This window comes from Paraburkholderia domus, from assembly GCF_905220705.1.
Lineage (GTDB): Bacteria > Pseudomonadota > Gammaproteobacteria > Burkholderiales > Burkholderiaceae > Paraburkholderia > Paraburkholderia domus.
This window is the reverse complement of sequence record NZ_CAJNAT010000002.1, coordinates 200590-227189: the sequence shown is the minus strand read 5'-3', so window position 1 is coordinate 227189 and position 26600 is coordinate 200590. Positions and strand designations below refer to the sequence as shown.

Annotated in this window: 23 protein-coding genes and 1 other RNA gene; 10 read left to right on the top strand and 14 right to left on the bottom strand. The window is 62.7% G+C overall.

Annotated elements, in window-relative coordinates; translation table 11 throughout:
- Nucleotides 1–2 precede the first annotated feature (2 nt).
- Entirely contained in the window at nt 3–863 is an 861-nt protein-coding gene (locus tag KHO31_RS06200) for an outer membrane protein assembly factor BamD (RefSeq protein ID WP_201082569.1), read from the top strand.
- Nucleotides 864–984: 121 nt separating this feature from the next.
- On the opposite strand, the gene rlmD is transcribed toward KHO31_RS06200, so the two are convergent.
- The 6 genes from rlmD to surE form a co-directional block, all read right to left on the bottom strand.
- A complete protein-coding gene (rlmD, locus tag KHO31_RS06195; protein ID WP_201082567.1) occupies nt 985–2403 on the bottom strand; it encodes a 23S rRNA (uracil(1939)-C(5))-methyltransferase RlmD in 1419 nt (472 codons plus the stop codon).
- Between the two features lie 133 nt (nt 2404–2536).
- Nucleotides 2537–3313, bottom strand: coding sequence for a 3'-5' exonuclease (locus tag KHO31_RS06190; protein WP_201082559.1), 777 nt, complete (start codon nt 3311–3313; stop codon nt 2537–2539).
- A 4-nt stretch (nt 3314–3317) separates the two neighbouring features.
- A complete protein-coding gene (rpoS, locus tag KHO31_RS06185) occupies nt 3318–4397 on the bottom strand; it encodes an RNA polymerase sigma factor RpoS (RefSeq protein ID WP_201082557.1) in 1080 nt (359 codons plus the stop codon).
- Nucleotides 4398–4408: 11 nt separating this feature from the next.
- Entirely contained in the window at nt 4409–5335 is a 927-nt protein-coding gene (locus tag KHO31_RS06180) for a peptidoglycan DD-metalloendopeptidase family protein (RefSeq protein ID WP_211622904.1), read from the bottom strand.
- Between the two features lie 5 nt (nt 5336–5340).
- On the bottom strand, nt 5341–6432 hold the full coding sequence (locus tag KHO31_RS06175; RefSeq protein ID WP_201082553.1) for a protein-L-isoaspartate(D-aspartate) O-methyltransferase: 1092 nt from the start codon (nt 6430–6432) through the stop codon (nt 5341–5343).
- Nucleotides 6429–7187, bottom strand: coding sequence for a 5'/3'-nucleotidase SurE (gene surE / locus KHO31_RS06170; protein ID WP_201082551.1), 759 nt, complete (start codon nt 7185–7187; stop codon nt 6429–6431). Before surE ends, KHO31_RS06175 begins: the two co-directional genes overlap by 4 nt.
- A gap of 227 nt (nt 7188–7414) precedes the next feature.
- On the opposite strand from surE, the gene KHO31_RS06165 reads away from it, so the two are divergent.
- The gene (locus KHO31_RS06165) at nt 7415–8389 is read left to right on the top strand and encodes an NADPH:quinone oxidoreductase family protein (RefSeq protein WP_211622903.1); all 975 of its coding nucleotides are present in this window, start codon (nt 7415–7417) and stop codon (nt 8387–8389) included.
- A gap of 230 nt (nt 8390–8619) precedes the next feature.
- Here the strand turns inward: KHO31_RS06165 and KHO31_RS06160 are convergent, their stop codons facing one another.
- The 8 genes from KHO31_RS06160 to ffs all read right to left on the bottom strand — a co-directional run bounded on the left by KHO31_RS06160 (nt 8620) and on the right by ffs (nt 17133).
- Complete coding sequence (locus KHO31_RS06160) at nt 8620–9444, bottom strand: ABC transporter permease (protein ID WP_201082547.1); 825 nt, start codon at nt 9442–9444, stop codon at nt 8620–8622.
- 86 nt (nt 9445–9530) lie between these two features.
- Nucleotides 9531–10343 (bottom strand): ABC transporter ATP-binding protein, encoded by an 813-nt coding sequence (locus tag KHO31_RS06155; RefSeq protein ID WP_201082545.1) that lies wholly within the window; start codon nt 10341–10343, stop codon nt 9531–9533.
- Between the two features lie 105 nt (nt 10344–10448).
- Nucleotides 10449–11486 carry an ABC transporter substrate-binding protein gene (locus KHO31_RS06150; RefSeq protein WP_201082543.1) on the bottom strand — a complete coding sequence of 346 codons (1038 nt, stop codon included), beginning with the start codon at nt 11484–11486 and terminating at the stop codon, nt 10449–10451.
- 47 nt (nt 11487–11533) lie between these two features.
- Nucleotides 11534–12766, bottom strand: coding sequence for a CaiB/BaiF CoA transferase family protein (locus tag KHO31_RS06145; protein WP_201082536.1), 1233 nt, complete (start codon nt 12764–12766; stop codon nt 11534–11536).
- A 107-nt stretch (nt 12767–12873) separates the two neighbouring features.
- Nucleotides 12874–13470 (bottom strand): recombination mediator RecR, encoded by a 597-nt coding sequence (gene recR, locus KHO31_RS06140; RefSeq protein ID WP_172170184.1) that lies wholly within the window; start codon nt 13468–13470, stop codon nt 12874–12876.
- 267 nt (nt 13471–13737) lie between these two features.
- The gene (locus tag KHO31_RS06135) at nt 13738–14064 is read right to left on the bottom strand and encodes a YbaB/EbfC family nucleoid-associated protein (protein ID WP_007182071.1); all 327 of its coding nucleotides are present in this window, start codon (nt 14062–14064) and stop codon (nt 13738–13740) included.
- A 63-nt stretch (nt 14065–14127) separates the two neighbouring features.
- Entirely contained in the window at nt 14128–16815 is a 2688-nt protein-coding gene (gene dnaX, locus KHO31_RS06130; protein WP_211622902.1) for a DNA polymerase III subunit gamma/tau, read from the bottom strand.
- Nucleotides 16816–17034: 219 nt separating this feature from the next.
- An RNA gene (gene ffs, locus KHO31_RS06125) (signal recognition particle sRNA small type) lies at nt 17035–17133 on the bottom strand.
- 444 nt (nt 17134–17577) lie between these two features.
- Here ffs and trxA point away from each other — a divergent pair.
- From trxA to KHO31_RS06085, 8 genes are all read left to right on the top strand, one after another.
- Nucleotides 17578–17904 carry a thioredoxin TrxA gene (gene trxA / locus KHO31_RS06120; protein ID WP_054039468.1) on the top strand — a complete coding sequence of 109 codons (327 nt, stop codon included), beginning with the start codon at nt 17578–17580 and terminating at the stop codon, nt 17902–17904.
- Between the two features lie 237 nt (nt 17905–18141).
- Nucleotides 18142–19410, top strand: a complete 1269-nt coding sequence (gene rho, locus KHO31_RS06115) for a transcription termination factor Rho (protein ID WP_006048863.1) — start codon at nt 18142–18144, stop codon at nt 19408–19410.
- A 206-nt stretch (nt 19411–19616) separates the two neighbouring features.
- Nucleotides 19617–20165, top strand: coding sequence for a MerR family transcriptional regulator (locus KHO31_RS06110; RefSeq protein WP_211622901.1), 549 nt, complete (start codon nt 19617–19619; stop codon nt 20163–20165).
- Nucleotides 20162–21718, top strand: a complete 1557-nt coding sequence (locus KHO31_RS06105; RefSeq protein ID WP_211622900.1) for an MFS transporter — start codon at nt 20162–20164, stop codon at nt 21716–21718. The genes KHO31_RS06110 and KHO31_RS06105 overlap by 4 nt, the downstream gene beginning before the upstream one ends.
- A gap of 15 nt (nt 21719–21733) precedes the next feature.
- Nucleotides 21734–22567 (top strand): M90 family metallopeptidase, encoded by an 834-nt coding sequence (locus KHO31_RS06100; RefSeq protein WP_201076113.1) that lies wholly within the window; start codon nt 21734–21736, stop codon nt 22565–22567.
- Nucleotides 22568–22839: 272 nt separating this feature from the next.
- Nucleotides 22840–23106 (top strand): type B 50S ribosomal protein L31, encoded by a 267-nt coding sequence (locus KHO31_RS06095; RefSeq protein WP_201076120.1) that lies wholly within the window; start codon nt 22840–22842, stop codon nt 23104–23106.
- 304 nt (nt 23107–23410) lie between these two features.
- A complete protein-coding gene (locus tag KHO31_RS06090; protein WP_201076121.1) occupies nt 23411–25168 on the top strand; it encodes an ArnT family glycosyltransferase in 1758 nt (585 codons plus the stop codon).
- A gap of 2 nt (nt 25169–25170) precedes the next feature.
- Nucleotides 25171–26550, top strand: a complete 1380-nt coding sequence (locus KHO31_RS06085) for an MATE family efflux transporter (RefSeq protein WP_201076122.1) — start codon at nt 25171–25173, stop codon at nt 26548–26550.
- Nucleotides 26551–26600 lie beyond the last annotated feature (50 nt).

The window sequence follows — 26600 nt, the reverse complement described above, 5'->3', positions numbered from 1 at the left end:
AAATGCGAGCCTTGAACACCATCACTAAAGCGGCGATCAATTTGGCGGCCATCAAGAAGGCGGCCCGGAAAGTGGCCGGATACATTGCGTGCGCCGCAGCCGTCGCCGTTGTTGCGGCTTGCCACGGCCTGCCGGAAAAAACCGACGAGACGGCTACGTGGAACAACAACAAATTATATACGGAGGCGAACGACGCCCTGACCGGTGGTGATTTCGGCAAGTGCGCCAAGTATTTCGAGATGCTCGAAGGCCGTGATCCGTTCGGCCACTTTGCACAGCAAGCGCAGATCAACGTTGCGTATTGCAACTGGAAAGACAACGAAAACGCCGCCGCCGACCAGGCAATCGACCGCTTCATCCAGCTGCACCCGGATCACCCGGACATCGCGTACGCGTACTACCTGAAGGGCATGATTCACTTCAACGACGACCTCGGTCTGTTCGGCCGCTTCTCCGGCCAGGACATGAGCGAGCGCGATCCGAAGTCGCTGCGCGAGTCGTACGACGCGTTCAAGATCGTGGTCGACAAATACCCGAACAGCAAGTATGCGCCGGACGCCGCGCAACGCATGCGCTATATCGTGAACGCACTGGCGGCGCACGAAGTCCATGCGGCGGATTATTACTACCGCCGTGGCGCCTACGTCGCTGCGATCAACCGCGCGCAACTGGCGTTGAAGGAATACAAGAACGCGCCGGCTATCGAAGACGCACTGCACATCATGATGCTGTCGTACGAGAAGCTGAATCAGCCACAACTCGCCGACGACACGAAGCGTATTCTGGCTGGCACCTTCCCCGACAGTCCGTACATCACGGGCCACGCAAGGCCGGGTAAGGAAAAGTCGTGGTGGCAGTTCTAAGCCTCGACCGGACGTTTTCAACATAAAGGCTTTAAACAAAAACGCCACGACTTCGGTCGTGGCGTTTCTGTTTGTGGAGCGCCGCCAGCCCATCTATGCACCACAAGCTGGCAACAGGCGCTCAGTCCCGCTCGAACAACGCAATCGACTCCACATGCGAGGTGTGCGGGAACATGTTCACCACACCCGCGCCGACCAGCCGGTAGCCCGCATCATGCACCAGCAGACTCGCATCGCGTGCGAGCGTCGCCGGGTTGCACGACACGTAGACGATGCGCCCGGGCAGCGGCCCATTGCCGCTCTGCGCGATCTCCACGAGCGCCTTGGCGACAGCCAGCGCGCCTTCGCGCGGCGGGTCGATGAGGAATTTGTCGAAATGACCGAGGGCGCGCATGTCGTCGGCGGTGACTTCGAACAGGTTGCGGCAGGCAAACGACGTGTGGCCCGCCACACCGTTCAGTTCGGCATTGGCAAGCGCGCGCGAAGTCAGCACGTCGCTGCCTTCGATACCCACCACTTCCTTCGAAATCCGCGCGAGCGGCAGCGTGAAGTTGCCGATTCCGCAAAACAGATCGAGCACGCGGTCAGTGCTGGCCGGGGCCAGCAGACGCAGCGCGCGGCTCACCAGCACGCGATTGATCGCGTGATTCACCTGGGTGAAATCGGTCGGCTTGAACGGCATCCGGATGTTGAACTCCGGCAGCGTGTAGTCGAGCTGCGCGTCGAGCGGATAGAACGGTGTGACCGTGTCAGCAGCGCCCGGCTGCAGCCACCACTGCACCTTGTGCTCGTCGGCGAAATCGCGTAGCACCTGTTCGTCGGCGGCGGTGAGCGGCGCGAGATTGCGCAGCACCAGCGCCGTGACTGACGAGCCGACCGCGAGCTCGATCTGCGGCATACGATCGTAAATCGACAGCTTGCGGATCATGAAGCGCAGCGGCATCAGCATCGCCGACACATGCGGCGGCAGCACCTCGCAGGTCTTCATGTCGGCGATATTGCCGCTCTTCTTCTCGTAGAAGCCGACGCGCATGCCGCCCTTTTCCGGCAGATAGCGCACAGCCAGACGCGCGCGGTAGCGATAACCCCAGGCCGGCCCCTGAATCGGCCGGAATACCGTCTCCGGGCGCAGCTTCGCCAGGTGCTGGAAATCGTCTTCGAGCACGCGCTGCTTGACGGCGATCTGGGCGCGGATGTCGAGATGCTGCATCGAACAGCCGCCGCAGACATCGAAGTAGGTGCATTTCGGCTTGGTGCGAAGCACGCTTTCGCGGAACACCTGGACGACTTCAGCCTGCTCGAATTTCGGCTTGCTGCGATGCGTCGAGTAGCTGACACGCTCGCCGGGTAACGCGCCTTCGACAAAAATCACCTTGCCGGGCGTGCCGTCTTCGCTCTCGACGCGGCCCACGCCGCGCGCTTCCATATCGAGCGAAACGATTTCGATGATCGGCTCATTGCCGGTGACGACACGCGCTTTGACTGGAGCGGGCGCCTTCTGGCGCTTGGGCGAACGACGTTGGGGGGCAGTTCGGGACACCTGCGACTTCCTGACAAACTTGGGGAAAGGCGAGATTGTAGACGAAGCGCCGCACTCGCCAAGGATTCGGCGCGGCTGGCGCCTCGAACGGGATTAGCCCGCGCGGCGTTTCGCCACAAGACCGGCTGGCGGCCTACTGATCGAATGCAGCCAGATACTCGGCCCATTGCGGCGCCGTTTCCAGCGCCAGCGCATTTTTGACCAGGTTGATTTCATCCGCATACTCTTCGGCGGAAAACGCGCCGCGGATCAACTGGAAGCGGCAATACAACAGGTAGGTATTCACGACGTCGGTCTCGCAATAATTGCGGATTTCCTCGATGCGGCCTTCCTGGTACGCGTGCCATACCTGGCTGCCGTCCATCCCCATCTTGCCTGGGAACCCGCACATCTTCGCGAGCGCGTCGAGCGGCGCATTGGCGCGCGCCTGATACATCGCCAGCACGTCCATCAGATCGGTGTGACGCGCATGGTAGCGGCTGATGTAGTTGTTCCACTTGAACTCGCGGTCATCCTCGCCGAGGTCCCAGAAACGGGAGGCCGGGATGCCGTTGATCAGCGCGCGGTAATTCAGCACCGGCAAGTCGAACCCGCCGCCGTTCCACGACACGAGCTGCGGCGTGTACTTTTCGATCACGCGATAAAACGACTGCACGAGCGCCGCCTCGCCGTCTTCCAGCGTGCCGAGCGAGCGCACCCGGAAACCGTTGTTGTCGCGGAACACACAGGAAATCGCCGCGATCCGTTGCAGGTGGTGCGGCAGGAAATCGCCGCCGGTCTTTTCGCGCCGCGCCGCAAAAGCGTGCTCGGCGACTTCGGCGTCGCTCAGCGTGGCAGGCAAGTCTTCGAGGCGGCGAATGCCGGCGACATCGGGAATCGTCTCGATGTCGAAAACAAGAATCGGTGTCATCAGGTTATAGAACGGCGTCCTTCCGAACACCGTTGGAGGCAAAGAAGCGCTTTAGCCGCACCAGCGCTTCCTGTTGGATCTGGCGCACACGCTCGCGCGTGAGGCCCATTTCGTCGGCCAGCTCTTCGAGCGTGGCGGGCTCGATGTGGTTCAGCCCGAAGCGGCGCTCGATCACATGACGATGCTTGTCCGACAGCCGCGCGAGCCACGCACGCGTAAGCGTTTCCAGCTCGCGGTGCTGCACTTCGGCATCTGGCGACTGACTCTGGTCGTCGGACAGCAGATCGAGCAGGCTGCTCGCCGGGTCGAGATCGAGCGGCGCGTCGAGCGACGCGGTGTGTTCGTTCAGCGCGAGAATGTCGGTGACTTCGTCGGTGGTCTTGCCGGTCAGATAGGCAATGTCGTCGATACTGGCATCGCGGCGCTCGGCCGCTTCGCCGGAATTCATCGAATTTTTTTCCAGATGGCGCTTGGCGCGCAGCACCTGGTTGAGCTCACGGATCACGTGCACCGGCAAACGCACTGTGCGCGCCTGATTCATGATCGCCCGCTCGATGCTCTGGCGAATCCACCACGTGGCATAGGTAGAGAAACGGAAGCCGCGCGTAGGATCGAATTTCTCGATCGCGTGCATCAGGCCGAGATTGCCTTCTTCGATCAGATCGAGCAGCGGGACGCCGCGGTTCAGGTAACCCTTCGCGATGCTGACGACCAGCCGCAAATTGCGCTCGATCATCACTTGCCGCGCTTCGAACTCGCCTGCCTTCGCCAGACGCGAATACTTCTGCTCTTCTTCGACGGTCAGAAGCGGCTTGACGCTAATGCGGTTCAGGTAATGCTGAATCGTGTCAGCCGTCAGCTCGGCTTGCAGCAGCGCGCGAAAATCGTCTGCGTCGGGCGGCGCTTCGCTCACGCCTTCACGGGCCTCGCCGGCTTCTTCCGCGCCGCCTTGGCGTTCGTCGAGATCGCGCTCCTCTGCGATCTCTTCTTCCACTTCCGAAGCGCCGTCCTCCACCGAAGCGGGCGTGACGCGGCTGATCGTCTCAGACTCGGCTTGCGGCGGGCGGCGCTTCGATTTCGGCATGGTCGTATCGCTTATTGCGGCGGCAAATACTTCAGTGGGTCGACAGGTTTACCCTGGCGGCGAACTTCGAAATGCAACATCACGCGGTCGGAATCGCTATTGCCCATCTCAGCGATCTTCTGCCCTTTGGTCACCGCATCTCCCTCTTTTACCATCAAAGCGCGGTTGTGTGCATACGCTGTGAGATAAGTTGCATCATGCTTGATGATAATGAGATTGCCGTAACCACGCAGCCCATTTCCAGCGTAAACCACGCGTCCATCCGCCGAAGCCTTGACCGGATCGCCCGCGTTGCCGCCGATATTGATCCCCTTGTTGGTCGAATCGTTGAACGTGCCGAGCATCGGCCCCCGCACCGGCCATGCAAACGCGACGTTGCCCGATGCGCCGGCGCTCGAATCGCTCGCGGCACCCGGATTGGCCGGCGGCGTCAGCGAAGCGTTGTTCGCACCCGAACCATAGATCGGCGGCGTCGCGACGCCTGCCGACGGCGGCGTGCTGCCAAGCGGTGCGCTCTGCACCGCACCACCGCTGCCGATCGGCGCCGTCGACACACCCGGCGTCAGTGCGGCGGTGTTCGCGCCCGGCGGCACGACACGCAGCAACTGATCGACTTCGATCTGATTCGGGTTAGTGAGATTGTTCCACGTCGAGATATCGCGGTAATTCTGGCCGTTCTCCAACGCGATCCGATACAGCGTATCGCCCGGCTTCACGCGATAGTAGCCCGGCGGGGGCGGCCCGAGCGGGACAGCCGGCTGCTGCGCGGCTTGCGTGCCGAGCGCGCCGCTGCCGGAGCGGTCGACGACCGGTGCCTGGTCGAGGCGGGTCGCACAAGCCGACATCAACAGGGACAAGGCGAGCACGCACACGCTACGCTGGGTTACGGTCATGGGGATATTCAGTCTGGTTCTTTGCATCGCGCGCAACATACTCATCGGTGTCAAATCACTCCGGATTTTAAGGGTACAAAGAAAACGCGATCAAGCCGCGACTCGCGCCACTGCGCGGGTCCGAGGCGCTCGACCAGAGTCAGCACCTGGTTCTGGCCTTCCTGCGAGCCGACCGGCGCGACCAGACGGCCGCCGATCGCGAGTTGTTCAAGTAATGCTTGCGGTACATCGAGCCCGGCCGCGGCGATCACGATCGCATCGAACGGCGCCGCCGACGGCAGCCCCAGGCGGCCATCGCCGTAGTGCAGCCGGATGTTCGGAATGCGCAGCGGACGCAAGTTTGTCTTCGCGCGTTCGGACAGCGGCTTGATGCGTTCGATCGAGTAGACGTCCCGCGCAACCTGGCTCAGCACCGCCGCCTGGTAGCCGCACCCGGTGCCAATTTCGAGCACGTTGTTCAACGCGCGGCCGGCGGCCGCCAGTTCAATCATCCGCGCCACTACGGAGGGCTTGGAAATCGTCTGGTGATGGCCGATCGGCAACGCGGCATCTTCATAGGCCTGGGCCGCGAGACCCGGGTCGACGAACATGTGACGCGGCACCACCGACATCGCGTTCAACACGCGCTGATCGGTCACGCCGTTCGCACGCAGGCGTTCGACCATCCGTTCGCGAACCCGTTCCGAAGTCAGCGCTAAAGCACCGTTCAACGCGACGTTCGGCACAGCGGCGCGCTCGTTGAGTTTGGCGGCGGCCTTGTTCACCGGCGCCGGTTTTGGCGCGACGCGCACGGCCAAACCTTGAGCGACGGCTGTTGCGTGTGGTTTGGCCTGCGGTTTTGCTTGCGACTTGGCCTGCGGGCTAACTGACGCGTTCACCGGTGCCTTGATTGGAGCCTTAGCCTGAGGCTTTGCTTGCGGCGTCGCTTGCGGTTGGGTCTGCGCCCGCGCCGGCGGCTTCGCCTGGGTCTTTCCGGCGGAGCCGAGCGGCGAGTTCTTCGCCGGTTGCTGGCGTGCGTTCAGTGCCGCGCTTGCGGCGAGTACCGCCGCGCGCACTTCGCCCGGCCGCCCTTCGGGTCGGCGCGGTTCGCGCACCAGATCCTCGAGACCGAGCGGAAAGCGCTTTGCGCGCTCGCTGGTCATGAAGCGCTGTTGCCGGCGCGCGCCCAGTCGCGCGCTGCGGGCAGCATTTGCGTGTGGGTCAGATCGAGCTGCAACGGCGTGATGGACACCTGGCCGTTGGCGACGGCGTGAAAATCCGTGCCTTCGCTCGCATCGCGCGCGCTGCCCGACGGGCCGATCCAGTAGATCGGTTCGCCGCGCGGGTTGGTCTGGCGGATCACCGGCTGCGACGGATGCCGCTTGCCAAGCCGCGTGATATGCCAACCGCCGAGTTGCTCGTACGGCAGGTTCGGAATATTGACGTTCAGGAGCGGATGCCCCGGCAACGGTTGTTTGAGGTAATGCGCGACGATCTCGGCAGCAACACGCGCTGCGTCTTCGAGATGCACCCAGTCTTTGTCGACCAGCGAGAAGGCGATGGCCGGCACACCGAACATGATGCCTTCGGTGGCGGCGGCGACGGTGCCCGAATAGAGCGTGTCCTCGCCCATGTTCTGGCCGTTGTTGATGCCCGAGACGACGAGGTCCGGCGTGTGGTCCAGCATGCCGGTCAGCGCGATATGCACCGAGTCGGTTGGCGTGCCGTTGACGTAGTAGAAACCGTTCGCCGAGCGCAGCACCGAAAGCGGGCGCGACAGCGTCAAGGAATTGGACGCGCCGCTGCAGTTCTGCTCGGGGGCCATCACGGTGACGTCCGCGATCGGTTTGAGCGCTTCGTAAAGCGCCGCAAGGCCGGGCGCCAGGTAGCCGTCGTCATTGCTGAGTAGGATTCGCATGCGGCGATTGTAACCGAGGAAAGAAGGCACGCGAACGACACGGCAGGCGGTGCGCGCATCACATGCAAAGCGCACGCGCCGGGCCCTTCGCCGACGGGTATCGATCGCGCAGGCACCAGGCTGCGAGCAATAAAAACGCACGATCGTGCGGATTGTTTTACACTCAGAATGCTTGCGACGCCCCGAAGGAAATTCTCTTGGGGGACCTTGATCGATATGGAGACACGATGCGCGCGATTCGCTGTAATCAATACGGGCCGCCGGAGAGCCTGGTCGTCGAAAATCTGCCGGACCTCGAGCCGCCGCCCGGCCACGTCGTGATCGACGTCAAGGCCGCGGCCGTCAATTTTCCCGATGTGCTGATCATCGAGAACAAATACCAGTTCAAACCACCCCTGCCCTTTACGCCCGGCTCGGAAGTCGCGGGCGTCGTGCGCGCGGTCGGTGCTGGTGTGACGCAGTTCAAGCCCGGCTCACGGGTGGTCGCATTCACCGGCTCGGGCGGGTTTGCCGAGCAGGCGCTGGCGCCGGTCGAGGCGTGCGTGCCGCTGGCCGACGGCGTCGAATTCGAGTTGGCTGCGGCGTTCACGCTCGCCTATGGCACGTCGCATCATGCGGTGGTCGATCGAGGCCAGTTGAAGGCCGGTGAGACGATGCTGGTGTTGGGCGCGGCAGGCGGCGTTGGGCTGGCCGCGGTCGAGATCGGCAAGGCGCTCGGCGCACGCGTGATCGCAGCGGCATCGAGCGACGAGAAGCTCGCCACCTGCGTGAAGCATGGTGCGGACGCCACCATTAACTACAGCACGGAAGACTTGCGCGAGCGCATCAAGACGCTGACCGGTGGCAAGGGTCCGGACGTGATCTACGATCCGGTCGGCGGGGTGTACGCGGAACCGGCGTTTCGCAGCATCGGCTGGCGCGGGCGTTATCTGGTGGTCGGATTTGCAAACGGCGAAATCCCGAAGTTGCCGCTCAACCTGACGCTGCTCAAAGGCGCAAGTCTGGTCGGCGTGTTCTGGGGCGACTTTGCGAAACGCGAGCCGCAGCGCAATCACGCCGCGTTCGAGCAGATGACCGGCTGGATCGGCGAGGGCAAGCTCAAGCCCTATGTGTCGGAACGTTATTCTCTCGAAGACACCGGCCGCGCGTTGCGCGATATGGCGGAGCGACGGGTGATCGGGAAGGTGGTGATTACGCCTTAGCAGGTGAGCGCTGAAGCGGCGCTGCTTTGAGCGGGAAAGAAAACGGCGCGAGGTCGACAACCTCACGCCGTTTTTTGCTGAGCCTTTGGGACGATGGAGCTTACACCTGCCAAGCCATGCGTTTGTTGGCCCACGAGCTAGCGGTGCGCCAGACTCATTGAACCGTGCCGGCCTTGAGCCCCACCCTCGCGGGACGCGTCCTGCGCTTGCCAGGCTCGCCCGTTGCGGGCCTAAAGCTTTTCCGTATCACCCGACTTCGGCTGCCACTTCATCAGCCGCCGCTCGCCAAGCCCGACGATGGCATCGAGAATCAGCGCGAACGCGGTCAACACCAGAATCCCGGCGAACACGGTGTTGATATCGAAGGTGCCTTCGGCTTGCAGAATCAGATAACCGACGCCGCGCGCCGAACCGAGATATTCCCCCACCACCGAGCCGACGAACGCCAGGCCCACCGAAGTATGCAGGCTCGAAAACACCCAGCTCATCGCGCTCGGAAGATAGACAAACCGCAGCAACTGCTTGCGGTTCGCGCCGAGCATGCGCGCGTTGGCGAGCACGACTGGACTCACTTCCTTCACGCCCTGGTAGACGTTGAAGAACACGATAAAGAACACCAGCGTGACGCCCAGCGCCACCTTCGACCAGATGCCGAGGCCAAACCACACCCCGAAGATCGGCGCGAGAATCACGCGCGGCATCGAGTTGGCGGCCTTGATGTACGGATCGAAAAGCGCGCTCGCGAGCGGCGACAGCGCCAGCCACAGACCGACCCCGAGCCCCAGCGCGGTGCCGAGCACAAACGCGAGCACCGTTTCGACCAGTGTGATCCACAGGTGCAGATAGATTTCGCCGCCCGTGAACCACTCCCAGATGCGCTGCAGCACCTTCTGCGGCTCGCCGAAGAAGAACGCCGCCTTGTTCGGGTCGTCGAAATAGAATGCCGGCAGCAGTGTCGGACTGGTCAGCACGTACCAGAGCACGAAGCACAGCACGAGCAGCAGCCACTGCCAGATCACCAGGTTCGCCCGGTTCGGGCGCAACGTCTTCCACATGACTCGGTTTGCCTTAGACGATTGATCGACGCAACGACTGAGCGCAGCTAGCGAACGCAAGAACAGGACGCAGCCGGGAACCGCGATTAAACGGCCGTGAGTTGCTGCTGGTAACCCTTGAGCACCTCATCGCGCAGCACGCTCCAGATCTGTGCATGCAACTCGACGAAACGCGGATGTGCGCGAATCTCGGCGACGTCGCGCGGGCGCGGCAGATCGATCGTGAATTCGCCGATCGGATGCGTGCCCGGCCCCGCTGACAGCACCACCACACGGTCGGACATCGAGATCGCTTCGTCGAGATCGTGCGTGATGAACAGCACCGCTTTGCGTTTGGCCGCCCACAGGTCGAGCAGCTCGTTTTCCATCAGCTGACGCGTCTGGATATCGAGCGCCGAAAACGGCTCGTCCATGAGGATGATGTCCGGATCGAGAATCAACGTCTGCGCCATCGCGACGCGCTTGCGCATGCCGCCCGACAATTGATGCGGATAGCGGTCGCCGAAACCGCCGAGGCCGACGCGCTTCAACCACTCTTCGGCTTTGCTGCGGGCTTCGGCTTGCGGCACGCCATGAAATGCGAGGCCGGCCATCACGTTGTCGATGGCCGAGCGCCACGGCATCAGTGCATCGGCCTGGAACATATAGCCGGCGCGCCGGTTGATCCCCTTGAGCGGCTCGCCAAACACACTGACCGTTCCCGAAGATGGTCCCAGCAAACCCGCGCCGACGTTCAGCAACGTGGATTTGCCGCAACCGGTCGGGCCGACCACCGAAACGAATTCGCCCGGCGCGATGCGCAAGGTCGTGTCCTTGACCGCCGTATAGCGCTGTGCGCGGTTGTCCCGCGCAGCAAACGTGCAGGTGATGTTGTCGAGCGCCAGGGCGGCAACGGTCATCGTTCGACTCGCTTCGAAGATCGGTTTCAGTTTGTCATGCCGTCATGACGGCCGTGGTCGAGGCGAGAGCGGCATGTGCCGCTCCCGGCCCCACACTGACGGCGCTTAGGCCTTGACCGTCGCCAGCGCTTTCTTGACGAAGTCGTTGGTCCATGTCTTCGACAGATCGATCGGCTTGCCCTGCACATTCGGATCGAATGTCTGCAAGGTCTTCAGCGACGTGGCCGGGCCATCGGCGGGCATCAGGCCATCCGGCGACATCGCCTCCTTGACGTGCTGCCACGCGTCCAGATACACCGCGCGGTCGCCGAGCAGATAGCCCTCCGGCACCGTGTTGATCAGCTCGCTGCCGGTCGCCGTTTGCAACCACTTGAGTGCACGCACCATCGCATTGGTCAGCGCCTGGGTGGTGTTCGGATTCTTCGTGATGAAGCTCTGCGACGCGTACAGGCAACCTGCCGGCATATCGCCACCGAACACGCTGCGCGTGTCGGCCAGCGTACGCGTGTCCGACACCACGCGAATCTCGCCGGTGCGCTCGAGTTTGGTCATCACCGGGTCGAGATTGGCGATGGCATCGATCTGCCCCGACTGGAGCGCCGCGATCGCACCCGCGCCAGCGCCCACACCGATGAACGCGACGTCTTTCGCGGTCAATCCGGCTTTCGCGAGCACGAAACTGGCCATGATCGAGGTCGACGACCCCGGCGCGGTTACGCCGATTTTCTTGCCCTTCAGATCCGCGATCGACTTGTAGTTCGGCATCGCCTTCTTCGACACCGCGAGCACGATCTGCGGGGCGCGCCCTTGCAGCACGAATTCGCGGAACAACTGCTTTTGCGCCTGCAACAGCAAAGTGTGCTCAAACGCGCCAGAAACCACGTCCGCGCTGCCGCCGACTGCCGCCTTCAGTGCTTGCGAGCCGCCGGCGAAATCCGAGATTTCGACGTCGAGCCCTTCGTCCTTGAAGTAATTGCGGCGCTCGGCAATCGTGAGCGGCAAGTAATAGAAGAGGTTCTTGCCGCCGACGGCAATCGCCACCTTGCTGGTTTCAGGTTTGCCCTGCGCGAATGCGAGCGGCGTGGCAGCGAACGTGGCGCCCGCGAGTGCGGCGGTACCGGCGAGGAAGGTTCTGCGTTGCATGGTCTGTCGTCTCCAAATTTTTGTTGTCTTTTTGTCGCGACGCTCACTTACACAACTTGTTGCGCGTGCAACCTTGCAATGTGGTCAGAATCATAACCTAGCGATTGCAGGACTTCATCGGTATGTTCACCCAGTTCCGGGCCTAACCAGCGCGTCTCGCCGGGGGTTGCCGAGAGCTTCGGCGTCACCGAAGGCAGTGTGATTTCCTGACCGTCCTGCCACTTGAAGCGCTGGATCATCTGGCGCGCAATGAATTGCGGATCGGTAAACATGTCTGCGACGCTGTAAATGCGGCCGACCGGCACGTCAGCGGCGTTCAGCACGGCAAGCGCTTCGTCGATGGTGCGCGTGGCGAGCCACGCGGCGATCGCGCCGTCGATTTCCTGGGTTCGTGGCACGCGGCCATCGTTGTGCGCCAAGGCTGGATCGTTCGCCAGGTCTTCGCGTTCGATCGCGATCATCAAACGCTTGAAGATCGGATCGCTGTTGCCGCCAATCACGATGCTGCCGTCGCGACAAGGATACGTGTTCGACGGCACGATGCCCGGCAGCGACGCGCCGGTGCGCTCGCGCACCATGCCGTACACACCGTACTCCGGCACCACGCTCTCCATCATGTTGAAGACCGCCTCGTACAGCGCGACGTCGACGACCTGCCCTTTGCCGCCGTTCACCTGCTTGTGATGCAGCGCCATCAACGCGCCGATCACGCCGTGCAGCGCGGCAATCGAATCGCCGATCGAAATACCGATGCGCGGCGGCGGCAAATCCGGATAACCGGTGATGTGGCGCAACCCGCCCATCGATTCGGCGATCGCTCCGAATCCAGGCCGGTCGCGATACGGCCCGGTCTGGCCGTAGCCGGACAGACGCACCATCACGAGCCCAGGGTTCTCCGCCGACAAAACGTCATAACCGAGCCCGAGCTTCTCCAACAATCCTGGCCGGAAATTTTCAACGACGATATCGGCTTCTTTCGCCAGACGCCGCACGATCTCCTTGCCCTCTTCGGCTTTCAGATTGATCGTGACGGATTTCTTGTTGCGCGCCTGCACGGCCCACCATAGCGAGGTGCCGCCGATTTCCGGATAAAGCTTGCGCCATTTGCGCAGTGGATCGCCGCCTTTGGGATCTTCGATCTTGATGACGTCGGCGCCGAACTCGCCGAGAAAGCGTGCGGCGAACGGACCGGCAATCAGCGTGCCGAGCTCGAGCACCTTGACGCCGGCAAGCGGGCCTTGAGGTGTGGCGGTGGCCTTGGGGTCTGGGGTGACGCTCATATGTCTCCTCTGTGTTCTGTTCTTGAAGAGGCGCGGCGCGAGGCGTTGCGGATCGGTCTCGCGCAGCTCGCTCAGGCCTTGCAGGCGCGGCGACGTGGCGCTTTGCGTTACATCGAGCGCCGGTCGAGCATCGCGCGGGCGATCGTGCCGGCGTCGACGTACTCGAGTTCGCCGCCCACTGGCACGCCGCGCGCGAGGCGCGTCACGGCAAGACCGCGCGCCTTGAGCGTCTGCCCGAGGTAATGCGCGGTGGCCTCGCCTTCATTGGTGAAATTGGTTGCGAGCACGACTTCCTTGACGATGCCATCCGACGCGCGCTTGACCAGGCGATCGAAATGGATCTCCTTCGGACCGATGCCGTCGAGCGGACTGAGCCGCCCCATCAGCACGAAATAGAGACCGCGATAGGTCATCGTCTGTTCGAGCATGATCTGGTCGGCGGGCGTCTCGACGACGCACAACAACGTTGGATCGCGCTCCTCATCGAGGCAGACCTCGCAGATCTGCGCTTCGGTAAAAGTGTTGCACTTCTCGCAGTGCTGCAGATGTTCAGTCGCGAACAACAACGAGCGGCCGAGTTTTTCAGCGCCGTCGCGATCGTGCTGCATCAGGTGGTACGCCATGCGTTGCGCGGATTTAGGCCCGACACCGGGCAGCACACGCAGCGCTTCGACGAGCGCCGACAAGGCGGAAGGTTGTTTCATGCGGATCGGCGGTGTCGAAGTGGGGGTTGCCCGGTATGGCCCGGTATGCGGGTGGCGCGATGCGCTTGCGTCAGTTACTTCGGTTGCTTCTACTTCTATCAGCTCGATAACGATTCGGGCAAGCGCGCTTAGCGAACGACCTGCCGCGAACTGCACCGATGCACACTTGCACGAGCCGGTGCGAGCGTTTGAACGAGCCCGGCTCGCGTATCCAACTCACGCCGCGGTCACAGCAACGGCGTGAGCCCCTTCTTGCAGCGACGTCGTTCAGAACGGCAGCTTGAAACCCGGCGGCAGCGGCAGACCTGAGGTCATGCCGCCCATCTTTTCCTGAGCGGTGGCTTCGGCCTTGCGCACGGCGTCGTTGAACGCAGCGGCGACCAGGTCTTCCAGCATGTCCTTGTCGTCGGCGAGCAGGCTCGGATCGATCGATACGCGGCGCACGTCGTTCTTGCAGGTCATCGTCACCTTCACGAGACCGGCGCCCGACTGTCCCTCGACTTCGATCAATGCAAGCTGCTCCTGCATCTTCTTCATGTTTTCCTGCATCTGCTGGGCCTGCTTCATCAGCCCGGCGAGTTGACCTTTCATCATGGACATGCTCCTTCTTGATAGCGTGAAATCCGGAAAATCGGGTGCGCCACACGGCGCGGCGAATCAGTGGACGGACGGCGCGCCGTTCGGGCCGGCATCCTGAGTAATCGGGCGGATCGAACCGGGCACGATGCTCGCGCCGAACTCGCGGATCAGCGACTGCACGAACGGATCGGCGCCGATTTCGCGCTCCGCTTCCTGCTGGCGCTGGGCGCGCACGGCGGCGTCGTGCGCGGCTGCCGTGCGGCGCGCCAGGCCGACTTCGACCAATACGTCGACATTCTGGCCGAGCTTTTCAGCGAGTGCGACTTTCAGTTTGGCGACCTGCGAAGCTTCCGCGTACTGCGGCACCGGCACGTTCAGTTTGAGCGTGCTGCCTTCGAGTGCCATCAGTTCGCTGTTGAACGCGAGTTGATACGAAATGCCCTTGAGCGGCAGATCGACGGCAAGCGCCGGCCAATCGCCCTGAAAACCCAGCGAATCGAGCGGCACGGCGGGCGGCAACGGCCGCTTGTCGACCACCGGCGCGGAGGTCGACGCAGGCGCGGCGTTCACGCGGACGTCGTCGGGTCCGCTGTCGAACACCGGCATGTAGTTGTCGTCCGGCAGGCCGTAATAGCCTTCGTCCGCTGCCGTGAGCGGCATGTATTCATCGGGCGGCATGTCGTCCCACGGCGCGCTCGGCGAGCCGTTTTGCTGCTCGACCTGCGGCGACGGCGCACGCGCTGCCGGCGCGGCGTCTTGTGCCGACGCGCGGCGCGGGGCGCCTGGTGTCGGCACATTGACGACGACGTGTGGTGCGGCCGGCTTCGGCGTGGCCGGAGCCGCCGTGGGCTTGGCGGCGGCTGCCGCCGTGGCGCGGCCACGGTCCGACGACACTTTCAGCCCGGCGCTGCGCAATACGTTGAGCGCGTCGCTCGCGCCGCCTGCACGGCGCGGCGGCGTGTCGGCCGCGGGCGACGGCGCTTGCGATACCGGTGCGGGCGCAACCTCTTCTGCCCGTGCAAACGCGGCCGCGGCCGGAGCAGCGAGCGAAGATGCGGGTGCCAATTCCTGAGGAGCGATCGCGGCGGGTGGTTCGTTCGAGGCCGGCTCGCTGGGCGCGTCGTCCCACGGCGCCAAGGCTGGCGCAGCCGTTACTTTCGTTGCTTTGATCGATTCAGGCGCTTCGGTCGCCGGCGTTGGCGCTTCGGTCGCCGGCGTTGGCGATGGCGCTTCGGGCATCGGGGCTGCTCGGAGCGCGCTCGTGTCCGTAGGTGCAGGCGCCGGATCGCTCAGAACCGGATCGACGGACGTCTCATCCTGCCACGGCGCTAAAGCCGGTGCGGCAACGACGTCGGCCGCCGTAGGCGCCGGCTTCGCGCTCGCTTCGCCAGACGCGGATGCGGAGCTCGCAACGCTCGCCGCGTCAGCAATAGTGGAGTTCGGCATGCCGGCGTTTTCAGCAGACCCCGCCGACGCCAGGTGCGGCGAATCCGGCGTGGCGGGCGTCGCTTCTGCCACCGGATTTGCGGAGCGGACCGGCACGGCGGCGGCTGCTTCAACCGCACGCGACGGCGCCGCCGCCTGCTGCGCAGCCACCGCTGGGGACCCCGAGCGTTTAGCGCCGCCTGCCCCCGCTTGTCCCGGCGCACGCGCCGCAGCCGTGCCGCCACCACCACCGGTGGGCGCCGGCTCGAACGCCAGCATGCGCAACAGCGTCATCGTGAAACCAGCATACTCATCTGGCGCAAGACCCAGTTCGCTTCGGCCGATGGTCGCAATCTGATAGAACAGCTGCACCTGCTCGGCGCTCAATGTTTCGGCAAAACGACGCAGATCCCCCGCTTCGGGCCACTCGTCCAACACCGACGACGGCGCGAACTGCGCCCACGCGACTCGGTGCAACAAGCTCGCCAGATCCTGCAACGCCGTCGAAAACGACAGGCTGCGCAATGCCATCTCGTCCGCGACCGCCAGCACGGCGGCGCCATCACCGTCGGCAAGCGCATCTAGCAGGCGAATCAGATAGCTTTGATCGAGCGCGCCGAGCATGCCGCGCACCGCGTCTTCATTCACCTGATTGGCCGAATAGGCGATCGCCTGATCGGTCAGCGAGAGCGCGTCGCGCATCGAGCCGTCGGCTGCGCGCGCGAGCAGGCGCAACGCCTGGGCGTCGAACGGCACCTTCTCTTCGCCGAGAATGTGCTCGAGATGCGACACGATGTGCCCAGCCGGCATCTGCTTCAGATTGAACTGCAGACAGCGCGACAGCACCGTGACTGGAATCTTCTGCGGGTCGGTGGTGGCGAGAATGAATTTGACGTGCGAAGGCGGCTCTTCCAGCGTTTTCAACATCGCGTTGAAGGCGTGGTTCGTGAGCATGTGCACTTCGTCGATCATGTAGACCTTGAAGCGCGCGTCGACCGGCGCGTAAACCGCACGCTCCAGCAGCGCTGCCATTTCGTCGACACCGCGATTACTCGCTGCGTCCATCTCGACATAATCGACAAAGCGGCCTTCATCGATCTCGCGGCACGCGCGGCACACGCCGCACGGCGTGGAAGTCACGCCGGTTTCGCAATTCAGCGCCTTGGCGAAGATGCGCGACAGCGTCGTTTTGCCGACGCCGCGGGTGCCGGTGAACAGATAGGCATGATGCAGACGGCCACCGTCGAGCGCGTGCGTGAGCGCGCGCACCACGTGCTCCTGTCCGACGAGCGAAGCGAAATCCTTCGGCCGCCATTTGCGTGCGAGAACTTGATAGGTCATCGGGAAATTGTATCAGTAACGATGGCGCGCAAAACCGAATCGAGACGGCGCGCGAACGCGTGTTGCCGCTTCATTGAAACAGGCTAACGGACCGATAGAAAAAAATAGATGTAGCGCGCGAGAAACGCCACTGCAGCATCTGCGTGACAGCGCCAAGGGTAAAACAGGAGATGGGAGGTGCTACTGACGAAAATGCGGACGAAAAACAAGAAAAAGAAAGGTGACGAGCCTGACCCTCGGCACTGGTGGAAAACGGCTGTGGCTGCTTCGTTCCCGACCTGACCAGGTTGACCATCCCTCCATGCGAGGAGGCCCGTCACGAAACATTCTATCACCGCTTGCCCCGTCGCGCGACTGTTAATACGACCAAACCGACATCGACGCGCTGAATCAGGAGCTTCGCACTATATAGGCAAGACACTGAAAGTCCGTGCCCCGGGCACTTGAGTTTGCGCCGCCAGCCACCAGATAAGCTGCGTCGCGGTTGTTAAAACGTAGTGGTACTTCACCGGCAGCCTTTGGCCCCACTGCCCTTGATGAGTACTATCACCACCGGCAACGCATAGCGAATTAAGCTAAACTGCCATACGGATGACCCGCAAACGCGAGCTTTCCGCGCATTCCGGAAATGGTCTTTCGACTGTTTCAGGCGTGCGCAGGCAAGGCTCCGATTGCGGCAAAGCGAACGGAAGTTTCCCTAGATTTTGACGTATCGTGGCGAGCAATTCAGGCGGGCCTCGAACCGATAGAGGTATTCATACAATGAGCGAATCAATCAAGCATATTAGCGACGCATCGTTCGAACAGGACGTCGTGAAATCCGATAAACCCGTGCTGCTCGATTTCTGGGCTGAATGGTGCGGTCCGTGCAAGATGATCGCGCCGATCCTCGACGAAGTCGCGAAGGATTACGCTGATCGCCTGCAAATCGCCAAGATCAACGTCGACGAACATCAATCGACGCCGGTCAAGTTCGGCGTGCGCGGCATCCCCACGCTGATCCTCTTCAAGAATGGCGCTGTCGCCGCGCAGAAGGTCGGCGCATTGTCGAAGTCGCAACTCACCGCGTTCCTCGACGGCAACCTGTAAAACGGTTGCATCGGCGCGCCCCAGGTCCCTTGAGCCCTTCAGGCGCGCTGTCTTAGGCGTGTTGTCAGCTGGCAACACGCTCAATAAGAAAGATGCCATGCCGTCGCACTGGCGGAAATTGGCGTGTGCTATGCTAGAATCCGCAAAACGTCGAAAAGACGTGTAAGTCCTTGAGCGGTTCCGCTCACTCTCCTCCCAGATTTCATTTCGTCGCACCTTCTCCTGCGGGTTCTCCGTATGCATTTATCCGAGCTTAAGACTCTGCACGTGTCCGAATTGATCGAGATGGCCAATGGCCTCGAGATCGAAAGTGCAAACCGCCTGCGCAAGCAGGAACTGATGTTTGCCATTCTAAAAAAACGCGCCAAAACGGGCGACACGATCTTCGGCGACGGCACGCTCGAAGTGCTGCCGGACGGCTTCGGCTTCCTGCGTTCGCCGGAAACCTCGTATCTCGCCAGCACGGATGATATTTACATCAGCCCGTCGCAAATTCGCCGCTTCAACCTGCACACGGGCGACACGATCGAAGGCGAAGTGCGTACGCCGAAAGACGGTGAACGCTATTTCGCGCTGGTCAAGGTAGACAAGGTCAACGGCCAGCCGCCGGAAGCCTCGAAGCACAAGATCATGTTCGAAAACCTGACGCCGCTGCACCCGAACAAGGTGCTGCTGCTCGAACGTGAAATGCGTGGCGAAGAAAACGTCACGGGCCGCATCATCGACATGATCGCGCCGATCGGCAAGGGTCAGCGCGGCCTGCTGGTTGCCTCGCCGAAGTCCGGTAAGACCGTGATGCTTCAGCACATCGCGCACGCCATTAAGCAAAACCATCCCGACGTCGTGCTGTTCGTGCTGCTGATCGACGAACGCCCGGAAGAAGTGACCGAAATGCAGCGTTCGGTGGCCGGCGAAGTGATCGCCTCCACGTTCGACGAACCGGCTGCGCGTCACGTGCAAGTCGCCGAAATGGTGATCGAAAAAGCCAAGCGCCTCGTCGAAATGAAGAACGACGTCGTGATTCTGCTCGACTCGATCACGCGTCTCGCGCGTGCATACAACACGGTGGTGCCGGCCTCGGGCAAGGTGCTGACGGGCGGTGTCGACGCGAACGCGCTGCAACGGCCGAAGCGCTTCTTCGGCGCGGCCCGCAATATCGAAGAAGGCGGCTCGCTGACCATCATCGGCACGGCGCTGATCGAAACCGGCAGCCGCATGGACGACGTGATCTACGAAGAGTTCAAGGGCACCGGCAACATGGAAGTGCACCTGGAGCGTCGCCTTGCTGAAAAGCGCGTCTATCCGTCGATCAACCTGAACAAGTCCGGCACGCGCCGTGAAGAATTGCTGATCAAGCCCGAAGTCCTGCAAAAGATCTGGGTGCTGCGCAAGTTCATTCACGACATGGACGAAGTCGAGTCGATGGAATTCCTGCTCGACAAGATTCGCCAGACGAAGAGCAACTCCGAGTTCTTCGACATGATGCGTCGTGGCGGCGGCAGCTAAGGCCTAAACCGTAAGGTTGCGCCAAAGCAACTACCCGCACGCAAAAGAAAGCCGCTCGCCGCAAACGAGCGGCTTTTTTTCGTCCGCAGCATCTGCAACGACATACAACCATCGCGCTCATTCAAATGCAGGCGACCCGGACAACCTGAACGTGAACGTACACGTTGTACTATAATGCGATCAATCCGCCCAGCCTGCCATCCCTTATGCCGAAGGACCCGCCCACTCTGCTGACCGTGCGAGACGCCGCCGAGCGCCTCGGCGTCACACCGCGCACGCTGAAATACTATGAAGAGCGTGGCCTCGTCTCACCCAGCCGCAGCGAAGGCCGTTACCGGCTGTACGACGAGGACGATCTCAAGCGCTTCGGCCGCATCCTGCGTTTGCGTTCCCTCGGTTTCTCGCTCCATGGCGTCACCGAGATGCTCAAGCGCCCGCTCGAAGCAGTCGACGGCGGCCACCGCTACTCTCACGAATCGCTGCAGCAGATTCACGATGCCCTCGCGCAACAGGTCGACGCCCTCGACACGCGTATCGAGGCGATGCGCCGCGAACTCAAGGAGGCGCAGAAGCTGCGATCCGAGTTGGCGCCCGATCTCGACTATCTCGAGCGCCGGCTTGCGGGCGAAAACGCCGACTTCCTGCTCGAGCAACGGCGCAACGCGCGCGCCAAGATGGCGGACCCATCCGCGAAACGCCGGAAGCCCCAGGATGACGCAGTACCCGGCGCGGCCACGCCGGACAAATCCACATGAGCGCGACCTCGTCCCGCGTACCGTTGTTTAGCGCGGCAAAACTGCGCGGCGATTTTTTCCCATGGGTGCTGGCCGTCGTCACCGGCCTCGACTATTTCGACAACTCGATTTTTTCGTTTTTCACCAGCTACATCGCGGGCGGCATCAACGCGTCGCCGGATGAACTGGTATGGGCGTCGAGTGCCTATGCGGTAGCGGCCGTGCTCGGCATCCTGCAGCAGCAATGGTGGGTCGAGCGCTTCGGTTACCGGCGCTACGTGGCCGGCTGCATGCTGCTTTATTCAGCGGGAGCAATCGCCGCCACATTGTGCGAGTCGTCGATCGAACTCGCGTTCGTGCGTGGCTTTCAGGGCTACTTCATCGGCCCGATGATGGGCACCTGCCGCATCCTGATCCAGATGAGCTTTACGCCGCAGCAGCGACCCGCGGCAACCCGTGCCTTTCTCGTGCTGATCGTGTTGAGCAGTGCGCTCGCGCCGCTGATCGGCGGCCAGCTGGTCGCACATTTCGACTGGCGTGCGCTGTTCGCCTGCACCGCGCCGGCCGGTGTGCTGTTTGCCGTTCTCGCCCTGCTCGCCCTTCCCGACACCGGCAACCGCCTGCCGGAAGAACGCGGCACGGCGCACTTCTGGCCCTATCTGATCTTCGCGTTCGCGCAAGGCGCGCTGCAGATCGTCATGCAACAAGTGCGGTTTCAATTGTTCAGCGCGTCGCCGGGATTGATTCTGCTGACGGTCGCCGGGGTGGTCGGGCTCGGCTGGTTCGCCTACCAGCAATGGCATCATCCCGCGCCGCTGATGCGCCTGCACGCGCTGCGCGAAAAGGTGTTCCAGGTCGGACTCGTGCTGTACATGTTCTACTACTACATCTCGACCGTGTTCAGCTATCTGACGTCGCGCTTTCTCGAGAGCGGCCTCGGCTATCCGGTCGAAAACACCGGGCAACTGGTCGGCGTAACATCGCTGATTTCGGCGAGTGCGCTGTTCGTCTACCTGCGTTACGCGAAGCTCCTGCCGCGCAAGAAGTGGATCATCGTGCCGGGCTTCGCGGTGGCCGCGCTCGCCGCGGCATGGATGACGCGCATGTCACCGGGCGTGGGCGAAGCCGCGCTGGTCGTGCCGCTGCTGTTGCGCGGGTTGCTATTGCTTTTCATCGTGCTGCCGGTCGCCAATCTGACGTTTAGAATCTTTGCTATCGAAGAATTCACGCATGGCTACCGGCTAAAAAACATCGTGCGGCAACTGACGATCTCGTTCGCGACGGCCTCGGTGATCATCGTCGAACAACATCGACAGGCGCTGCATCAAGCTCGCCTCGCGGAGTTCGTGAATCCGTACAATCCGTTGTTCCAGAATTCGCTCGCTGTGTTGACCCGAGGCTTCAGCGCCGCCGGCCGCTCGCCGGCCGAGGCGCACTCGCTTGCGATAGTGGAAATCAGCCGGACGGTCGCGCAGCAGGCAAGCTTCCTGACCTCGCTGGACGGCTTCTATTTCCTGATCGGCATTGCGATATGCGGCGGCATTTTCGCCGCCTGGCAAAAGCAGATCGACTAAGGGTTTCATCAGGCCATGCTTTCGAAACTCACCCAATGGTTCGGCAGGCGCCGCCGCGACCGCGCACTACGCGACTACGCGATCGACGACGCCCTTTGGCAAGCCACACTCGACGGCCTGCCGTTCCTCGCCCACCTCGAGGCGCCGGATCGCGTGCGTCTGCGTGAGCTGACCAGCCTCTTCATCGCGCAAAAGGAATTTTCGACCGCGCACGAACTCGAGCTAACCGACGCCATGACCGTGGCGATCGCCGCGCAAGCCTGTTTGCCTGTACTGAATCTAAGCCTCGACCTGTATCGCGGTTGGGTCGGCGTGATCGTCTATCCAGGCGAATTCGTGATCCGCAAGACCGTTGAGGACGAAGACGGCGTGGTGCACGAGGTCGAGCACGACGCGAGCGGCGAAGCGTGGGAAGGCGGCCCGGTGGTGTTGTCATGGGAAGACGCCCAGATGGCCGGCGGCACGGACGCCTACAACGTCGTGATTCACGAATTCGCACACAAGATCGACATGCTGACCGGCGAGGCGGACGGCCACCCACCGCTCATGCGCCGCTGGCATGCCCCACTCGACTCACAGGCATGGGCCGATGTCTTCGACCATGCATACGACCACTTCTGCGCCAAAGTGGATGCCGTGCCGGAACGGCGCTGGGCGCGTTTCGAGCGCGATTCGCTGATCGATCCGTACGCAGCGGACCATCCATCGGAATTTTTTGCCGTTTGTAGCGAGGCGCTGTTCGTCCAGCCACAGGCCTTCGAGGCGGAGTATCCGGAGCTATACCGGTTGCTGGCGCGCTTTTACCGCCAGGACCCGGCACGGGTCGGAATCGCATTCGCACCGGCCTGACCGACACCCACCGCGCAAGGGCCCACCGGATAAGGGCTGCCGCCGCCCACCCGCGAGAAACGAACCAGCGCCAGAGTGGACAAAACGTGGCAAAAAACGCGGCGAAAGCGACGCAAACAGCTGGCAAAAAGGTAGTAGAAAGGTCGTCAAGCAACTGATTTTCTGGCATAATCGCCGTTTTTCGACCATAGGCAAGTGGCTCGCGCCTAGATGCTGTCCGCATTCGTAGCGGCTGCTCGCGGGTTGGCTACCGCCAGATTAAAGGAAAGACCATGAAAGAAGGCATTCACCCGGATTACCGCGAAGTCCTGTTCATCGACATGTCGATCGACTTCAAGTTTGTAACGCGCTCGACCATCCAGACGCGTGAAACTGGCGAATTCAACGGCAAGACCTACCCGCTCGCCAAGATCGAAGTGTCGTCGGAATCGCATCCGTTCTACACCGGTCAACAAAAGATCATGGACACGGCAGGCCGCGTCGAAAAGTTCAACAAGAAGTTCGGCACGCGCGCTACCGGCAAGGCAGCAGCGAAGTAATACCCGCCTCGTCGCCGGCCTTGGCCCGCAACGAAGCAGCAGCAAAAAAGGGCAGCGCGAGCTGCCCTTTTTTGTCTCCGCTTCTTTGTCTCGCTTTTTTGCCTCCTTACTCCGGACGCCTGATTGCGCGAGGCCGCACGTTGCAGCGGCGTGTTACAGACTCCCCCATGACGTTGCGAGCCATTACTGGCCGTGACGCGCATCGCACGGCACGACTACAATGCCGGATGCTCCAAAATGGCCATTCCAGCCGGACACCCCGTCCGGTCCCGGCTGCACCGCTTATCCAATATCCACACACCGCATGAGACCTGTCGTTCGCCTCACTGCCTCTGCGACCAGTGCGTTGCCGCGCTGGCTGCTGCTGACTATCTGTATCGTCTACGCATTCTTCGGCCTGTTCGGCCGGGATCCGTGGAAGAACGAGGACGCAGCCGGCTTCGGCGTCATGTGGACGATGGCCAACGGAAGCGCGCACGACTGGCTGCTGCCGAATCTGGTCGGCAAGTACATGACGGAAGACGGCCCGCTCGGTTACTGGCTCGGCGCCAGCGCGATCCGCGCGCTCGCGCCATGGGTGGACGCGAGCAACGCGTCACGGGTGTTTACGGGCCTGCTGTTCTGCGCGGCCTGTGCGTTCGTCTGGTACGCGGCCTACCTGCTCGGCCGGCGCGCCGAAGTGCAGCCGTTCAAGTACGCGTTCGGCGGCGAGCCGGAGCCGCGCGACTATGGCCGCACCCTCGCCGACGGCGCACTGCTGATCCTGCTCGCCTGCTTCGGCCTTGCCGAACGTGGCCACGAAACCACGCCGCAGCTGGCGCAGTTCTTCGGCATCGCCATGCTCGTCTATGGGCTTGTGCGAATGATCGACAAGCCGATCCAGGGCGCGTTGATCTGGGGCCTGGCGCTAGGCCTCGTCACCCTCGCAAGCAGCCCGGTACTGGTTGGCGCACTGTTGCTCGGTACTCTGGCGATGGCGCTGGTCGTACGCGAAGCGCGTTCGCGCTGGCTGCTGCTGGCCGGTTTGCCGGTGGCGCTCGCGCTCTCGGTCGCGTGGCCGATTGCCGCACTCGCCGCCTTTCCCGATGACGCTGTCTGGTACCTGAACCAATGGGTGCATGTCAGCCTGTCGTCGTTCGCCGGGCCGCCGGGCTCGGTGGCCGCCTACGCGTTCAAGAACCTGCCGCTCTTCACGTGGCCGGCCTGGCCGCTGGCGCTCTGGGCGTGGTTCAGCTGGTCGGGTCTGCGGCGCGCGCCGCATGTGGCGATTCCGCTGTCGGTGATCGGGCCGCTGCTTGTGCTGGTCGTATTGCAGAGCCATCAATCGAACCGGCTTTATATGCTGCTGCTGCCCGCGCTCGCGGTGCTGGCAACCTTCGCGCTGCCCACGCTCAAACGCGGCGCGATCAACGCAATCGATTGGTTCGCACTGTTGAGCTTCACGATCCTCGGCAGCTTCGTCTGGCTGGTGTACGTGGCTGGGTTGACGGGCTTCCCGCATCCGCTCGCGCGCAACCTCGCGCGTCTAGCCCCAGGTTTTGCGCCGCAGTTCAAGATTCTGTCGTTTGTATGCGCAGTCGCCGTGACGATCTGCTGGTTCGTGCTGGTGCAATGGCGCCTCGCACGTCATCCGAAAGTCCTGTGGCGCAGCGTGGTGCTTTCCAGCGCCGGTACGACGTTGATGTGGGTGCTGCTGATGACGCTGTGGCTGCCGGTCGTCAACTACAGCCGGACCTACAAGGACGTCGCCGAGCAGATCGCAAGCCATTTGCCGGATGACTACACCTGCATCTCGCCTGTGCGTCTCGGTAACGCGCAGATCGCGACTTTCGCCTATTTTGGCGACATGCATTTCTCGTTCAACGAGGATTGCGACGTGATCTTGCGTCAGGACACCCAGGACTACGGCGACCCGAGCGCGATGTCGGACTTCGTGTGGAAGCTGGTGTGGGAAGGCCGTCGCGCGGCCGACCGCGACGAACGTTTCCGCCTGTACGTGCGGATCGACCGTCCGAAGCCGCCGCTCGTCAAACGCCCCAACTGGCACAAGAAGCCGGACTGATCATGTTCGCCGACGTACGGAAAATCGCCGGGCTCGCATGGCCCGTGTTGATCGGCCAACTGGCGATCATCGCGTTCGGCGTAATTGACACGGCGATGGTCGGCCGCTATTCAGCCGTCGATCTCGCCGCACTCGGCCTTGGCTCGTCGATCTATATTTCCGTCTACATCGGCCTGACCGGCATCCTGACCGCGCTGCAACCGATCACCGCGCAACTCTACGGCGCACGCCGCTACAGCGAGATCGGCGAAGAAGTGCGCCAGGCCTTGTGGCTCGCGCTCGCGTTGACTACGATCGGCTTTCTGATTCTCTACTTTCCGGGGCATGTCCTGCGACTGGCGCGCGTGCCTGAAGCGCTGCATGAGCGCACGGTCGCGTATCTGCAGATTCTGGCGTTCGGCTTGCCGGCAGGCCTCACCTTTCGCGTCTACAGCTCGATCACGAATGCGGTCGGCAAACCCAGGCTTGTGATGATCCTGCAGATTGGCGCGCTACTCCTCAAGGTTCCGCTCAATACGTGGTTCATCTTCGGCGGGCTCGGTGTGCCGGCGCTCGGCGGGCCAGGTTGCGCGCTCGCCAGCACCGCGATCAACTGGGGGCTGGCCGTGGTTGGGATGCTGCTGTTGACGCGCGTCGACGTGTTCAAACCGTTCGCGATCTTTGCGCACTTCTGCTGGCCGGTCTGGCGCCGGCAGGCAGCGCAGCTGCGTCTGGGCATTCCGATGGGTCTGTCGTACCTGATCGAAGTGACCTCGTACACGTTCATGGCGCTCTTCATTGCGCGCTTCGGCACCACGACGCTCGCCGGTCACCAGATCGCCGGCAACATCGGCGCAGTGCTCTATATGACGCCGCTGTCGATCGGCATCGCTTCGTCGACGCTGGTCGCCCAGGCGCTCGGCGCGCATCGCCCGGAAGCAGCGCGCACGTTGTCGCGGCACGGCATCATGATGGCCGCGGCGATCGCCTGCTGTTACGGAGCGATCGTGCTGGTGCTGCGGCCGTACGTGATCGAAGGCTATACGCCGAATGCGCAGGTGGCGGCGGCGGCGATGCCGTTGGTGCTGATCGTCGTGTGCTATCACCTGTTCGACGCGTTGCAGATCACTACCGCGTTCGTGCTGCGCGCGTACAAGGTGGCGGTCGTTCCGACCGTCATCTATGCAGTTGCCCTATGGGGCGTTGGGCTCGGCGGTGGGTATCTGCTCGGCTTCAATGTGTCCGGCACCACGCCGGAATGGCTGACCGGTGCGCGCGGCTTCTGGGTCGCCAATACGGTGAGCCTCGCGATTGCCGGCACCGGTTTGCTGCTGTACTGGCGCAGCGTGAGCAAGCGGTATTTGCGCGCCGAAACGGTAGTCAGGGCGGATTCGGCAGTTTGACGGGACGACTTGGGCTGGTTGGCGTTGATAGGGGTTGGTCGGCCGAATCC

What these genes read in the sequence shown, in the direction of transcription:
- KHO31_RS06200 (WP_201082569.1), top strand. Translation starts at nt 3, where the DNA reads ATGCGAGCCTTGAACACCATCACTAAAGCGGCGATCAATTTGGCGGCC.
- rpoS (WP_201082557.1), bottom strand. Translation starts at nt 4,397, where the DNA reads ATGCCGAAATCGAAGCGCCGCCCGCCGCAAGCCGAGTCTGAGACGATC.
- KHO31_RS06150 (WP_201082543.1), bottom strand. Translation starts at nt 11,486, where the DNA reads ATGCAACGCAGAACCTTCCTCGCCGGTACCGCCGCACTCGCGGGCGCC.
- KHO31_RS06105 (WP_211622900.1), top strand. Translation starts at nt 20,162, where the DNA reads ATGAGCGCGACCTCGTCCCGCGTACCGTTGTTTAGCGCGGCAAAACTG.
- KHO31_RS06190 (WP_201082559.1), bottom strand. Translation starts at nt 3,313, where the DNA reads ATGACACCGATTCTTGTTTTCGACATCGAGACGATTCCCGATGTCGCC.
- surE (WP_201082551.1), bottom strand. Translation starts at nt 7,187, where the DNA reads ATGCGAATCCTACTCAGCAATGACGACGGCTACCTGGCGCCCGGCCTT.
- KHO31_RS06090 (WP_201076121.1), top strand. Translation starts at nt 23,411, where the DNA reads ATGAGACCTGTCGTTCGCCTCACTGCCTCTGCGACCAGTGCGTTGCCG.
- KHO31_RS06085 (WP_201076122.1), top strand. Translation starts at nt 25,171, where the DNA reads ATGTTCGCCGACGTACGGAAAATCGCCGGGCTCGCATGGCCCGTGTTG.
- recR (WP_172170184.1), bottom strand. Translation starts at nt 13,470, where the DNA reads ATGAAACAACCTTCCGCCTTGTCGGCGCTCGTCGAAGCGCTGCGTGTG.
- KHO31_RS06155 (WP_201082545.1), bottom strand. Translation starts at nt 10,343, where the DNA reads ATGACCGTTGCCGCCCTGGCGCTCGACAACATCACCTGCACGTTTGCT.
- KHO31_RS06095 (WP_201076120.1), top strand. Translation starts at nt 22,840, where the DNA reads ATGAAAGAAGGCATTCACCCGGATTACCGCGAAGTCCTGTTCATCGAC.
- KHO31_RS06165 (WP_211622903.1), top strand. Translation starts at nt 7,415, where the DNA reads ATGCGCGCGATTCGCTGTAATCAATACGGGCCGCCGGAGAGCCTGGTC.
- KHO31_RS06135 (WP_007182071.1), bottom strand. Translation starts at nt 14,064, where the DNA reads ATGATGAAAGGTCAACTCGCCGGGCTGATGAAGCAGGCCCAGCAGATG.
- trxA (WP_054039468.1), top strand. Translation starts at nt 17,578, where the DNA reads ATGAGCGAATCAATCAAGCATATTAGCGACGCATCGTTCGAACAGGAC.
- rho (WP_006048863.1), top strand. Translation starts at nt 18,142, where the DNA reads ATGCATTTATCCGAGCTTAAGACTCTGCACGTGTCCGAATTGATCGAG.
- KHO31_RS06175 (WP_201082553.1), bottom strand. Translation starts at nt 6,432, where the DNA reads ATGACCAGCGAGCGCGCAAAGCGCTTTCCGCTCGGTCTCGAGGATCTG.
- KHO31_RS06180 (WP_211622904.1), bottom strand. Translation starts at nt 5,335, where the DNA reads ATGAGTATGTTGCGCGCGATGCAAAGAACCAGACTGAATATCCCCATG.
- KHO31_RS06145 (WP_201082536.1), bottom strand. Translation starts at nt 12,766, where the DNA reads ATGAGCGTCACCCCAGACCCCAAGGCCACCGCCACACCTCAAGGCCCG.
- KHO31_RS06100 (WP_201076113.1), top strand. Translation starts at nt 21,734, where the DNA reads ATGCTTTCGAAACTCACCCAATGGTTCGGCAGGCGCCGCCGCGACCGC.
- KHO31_RS06110 (WP_211622901.1), top strand. Translation starts at nt 19,617, where the DNA reads ATGCCGAAGGACCCGCCCACTCTGCTGACCGTGCGAGACGCCGCCGAG.
- dnaX (WP_211622902.1), bottom strand. Translation starts at nt 16,815, where the DNA reads ATGACCTATCAAGTTCTCGCACGCAAATGGCGGCCGAAGGATTTCGCT.
- KHO31_RS06160 (WP_201082547.1), bottom strand. Translation starts at nt 9,444, where the DNA reads ATGTGGAAGACGTTGCGCCCGAACCGGGCGAACCTGGTGATCTGGCAG.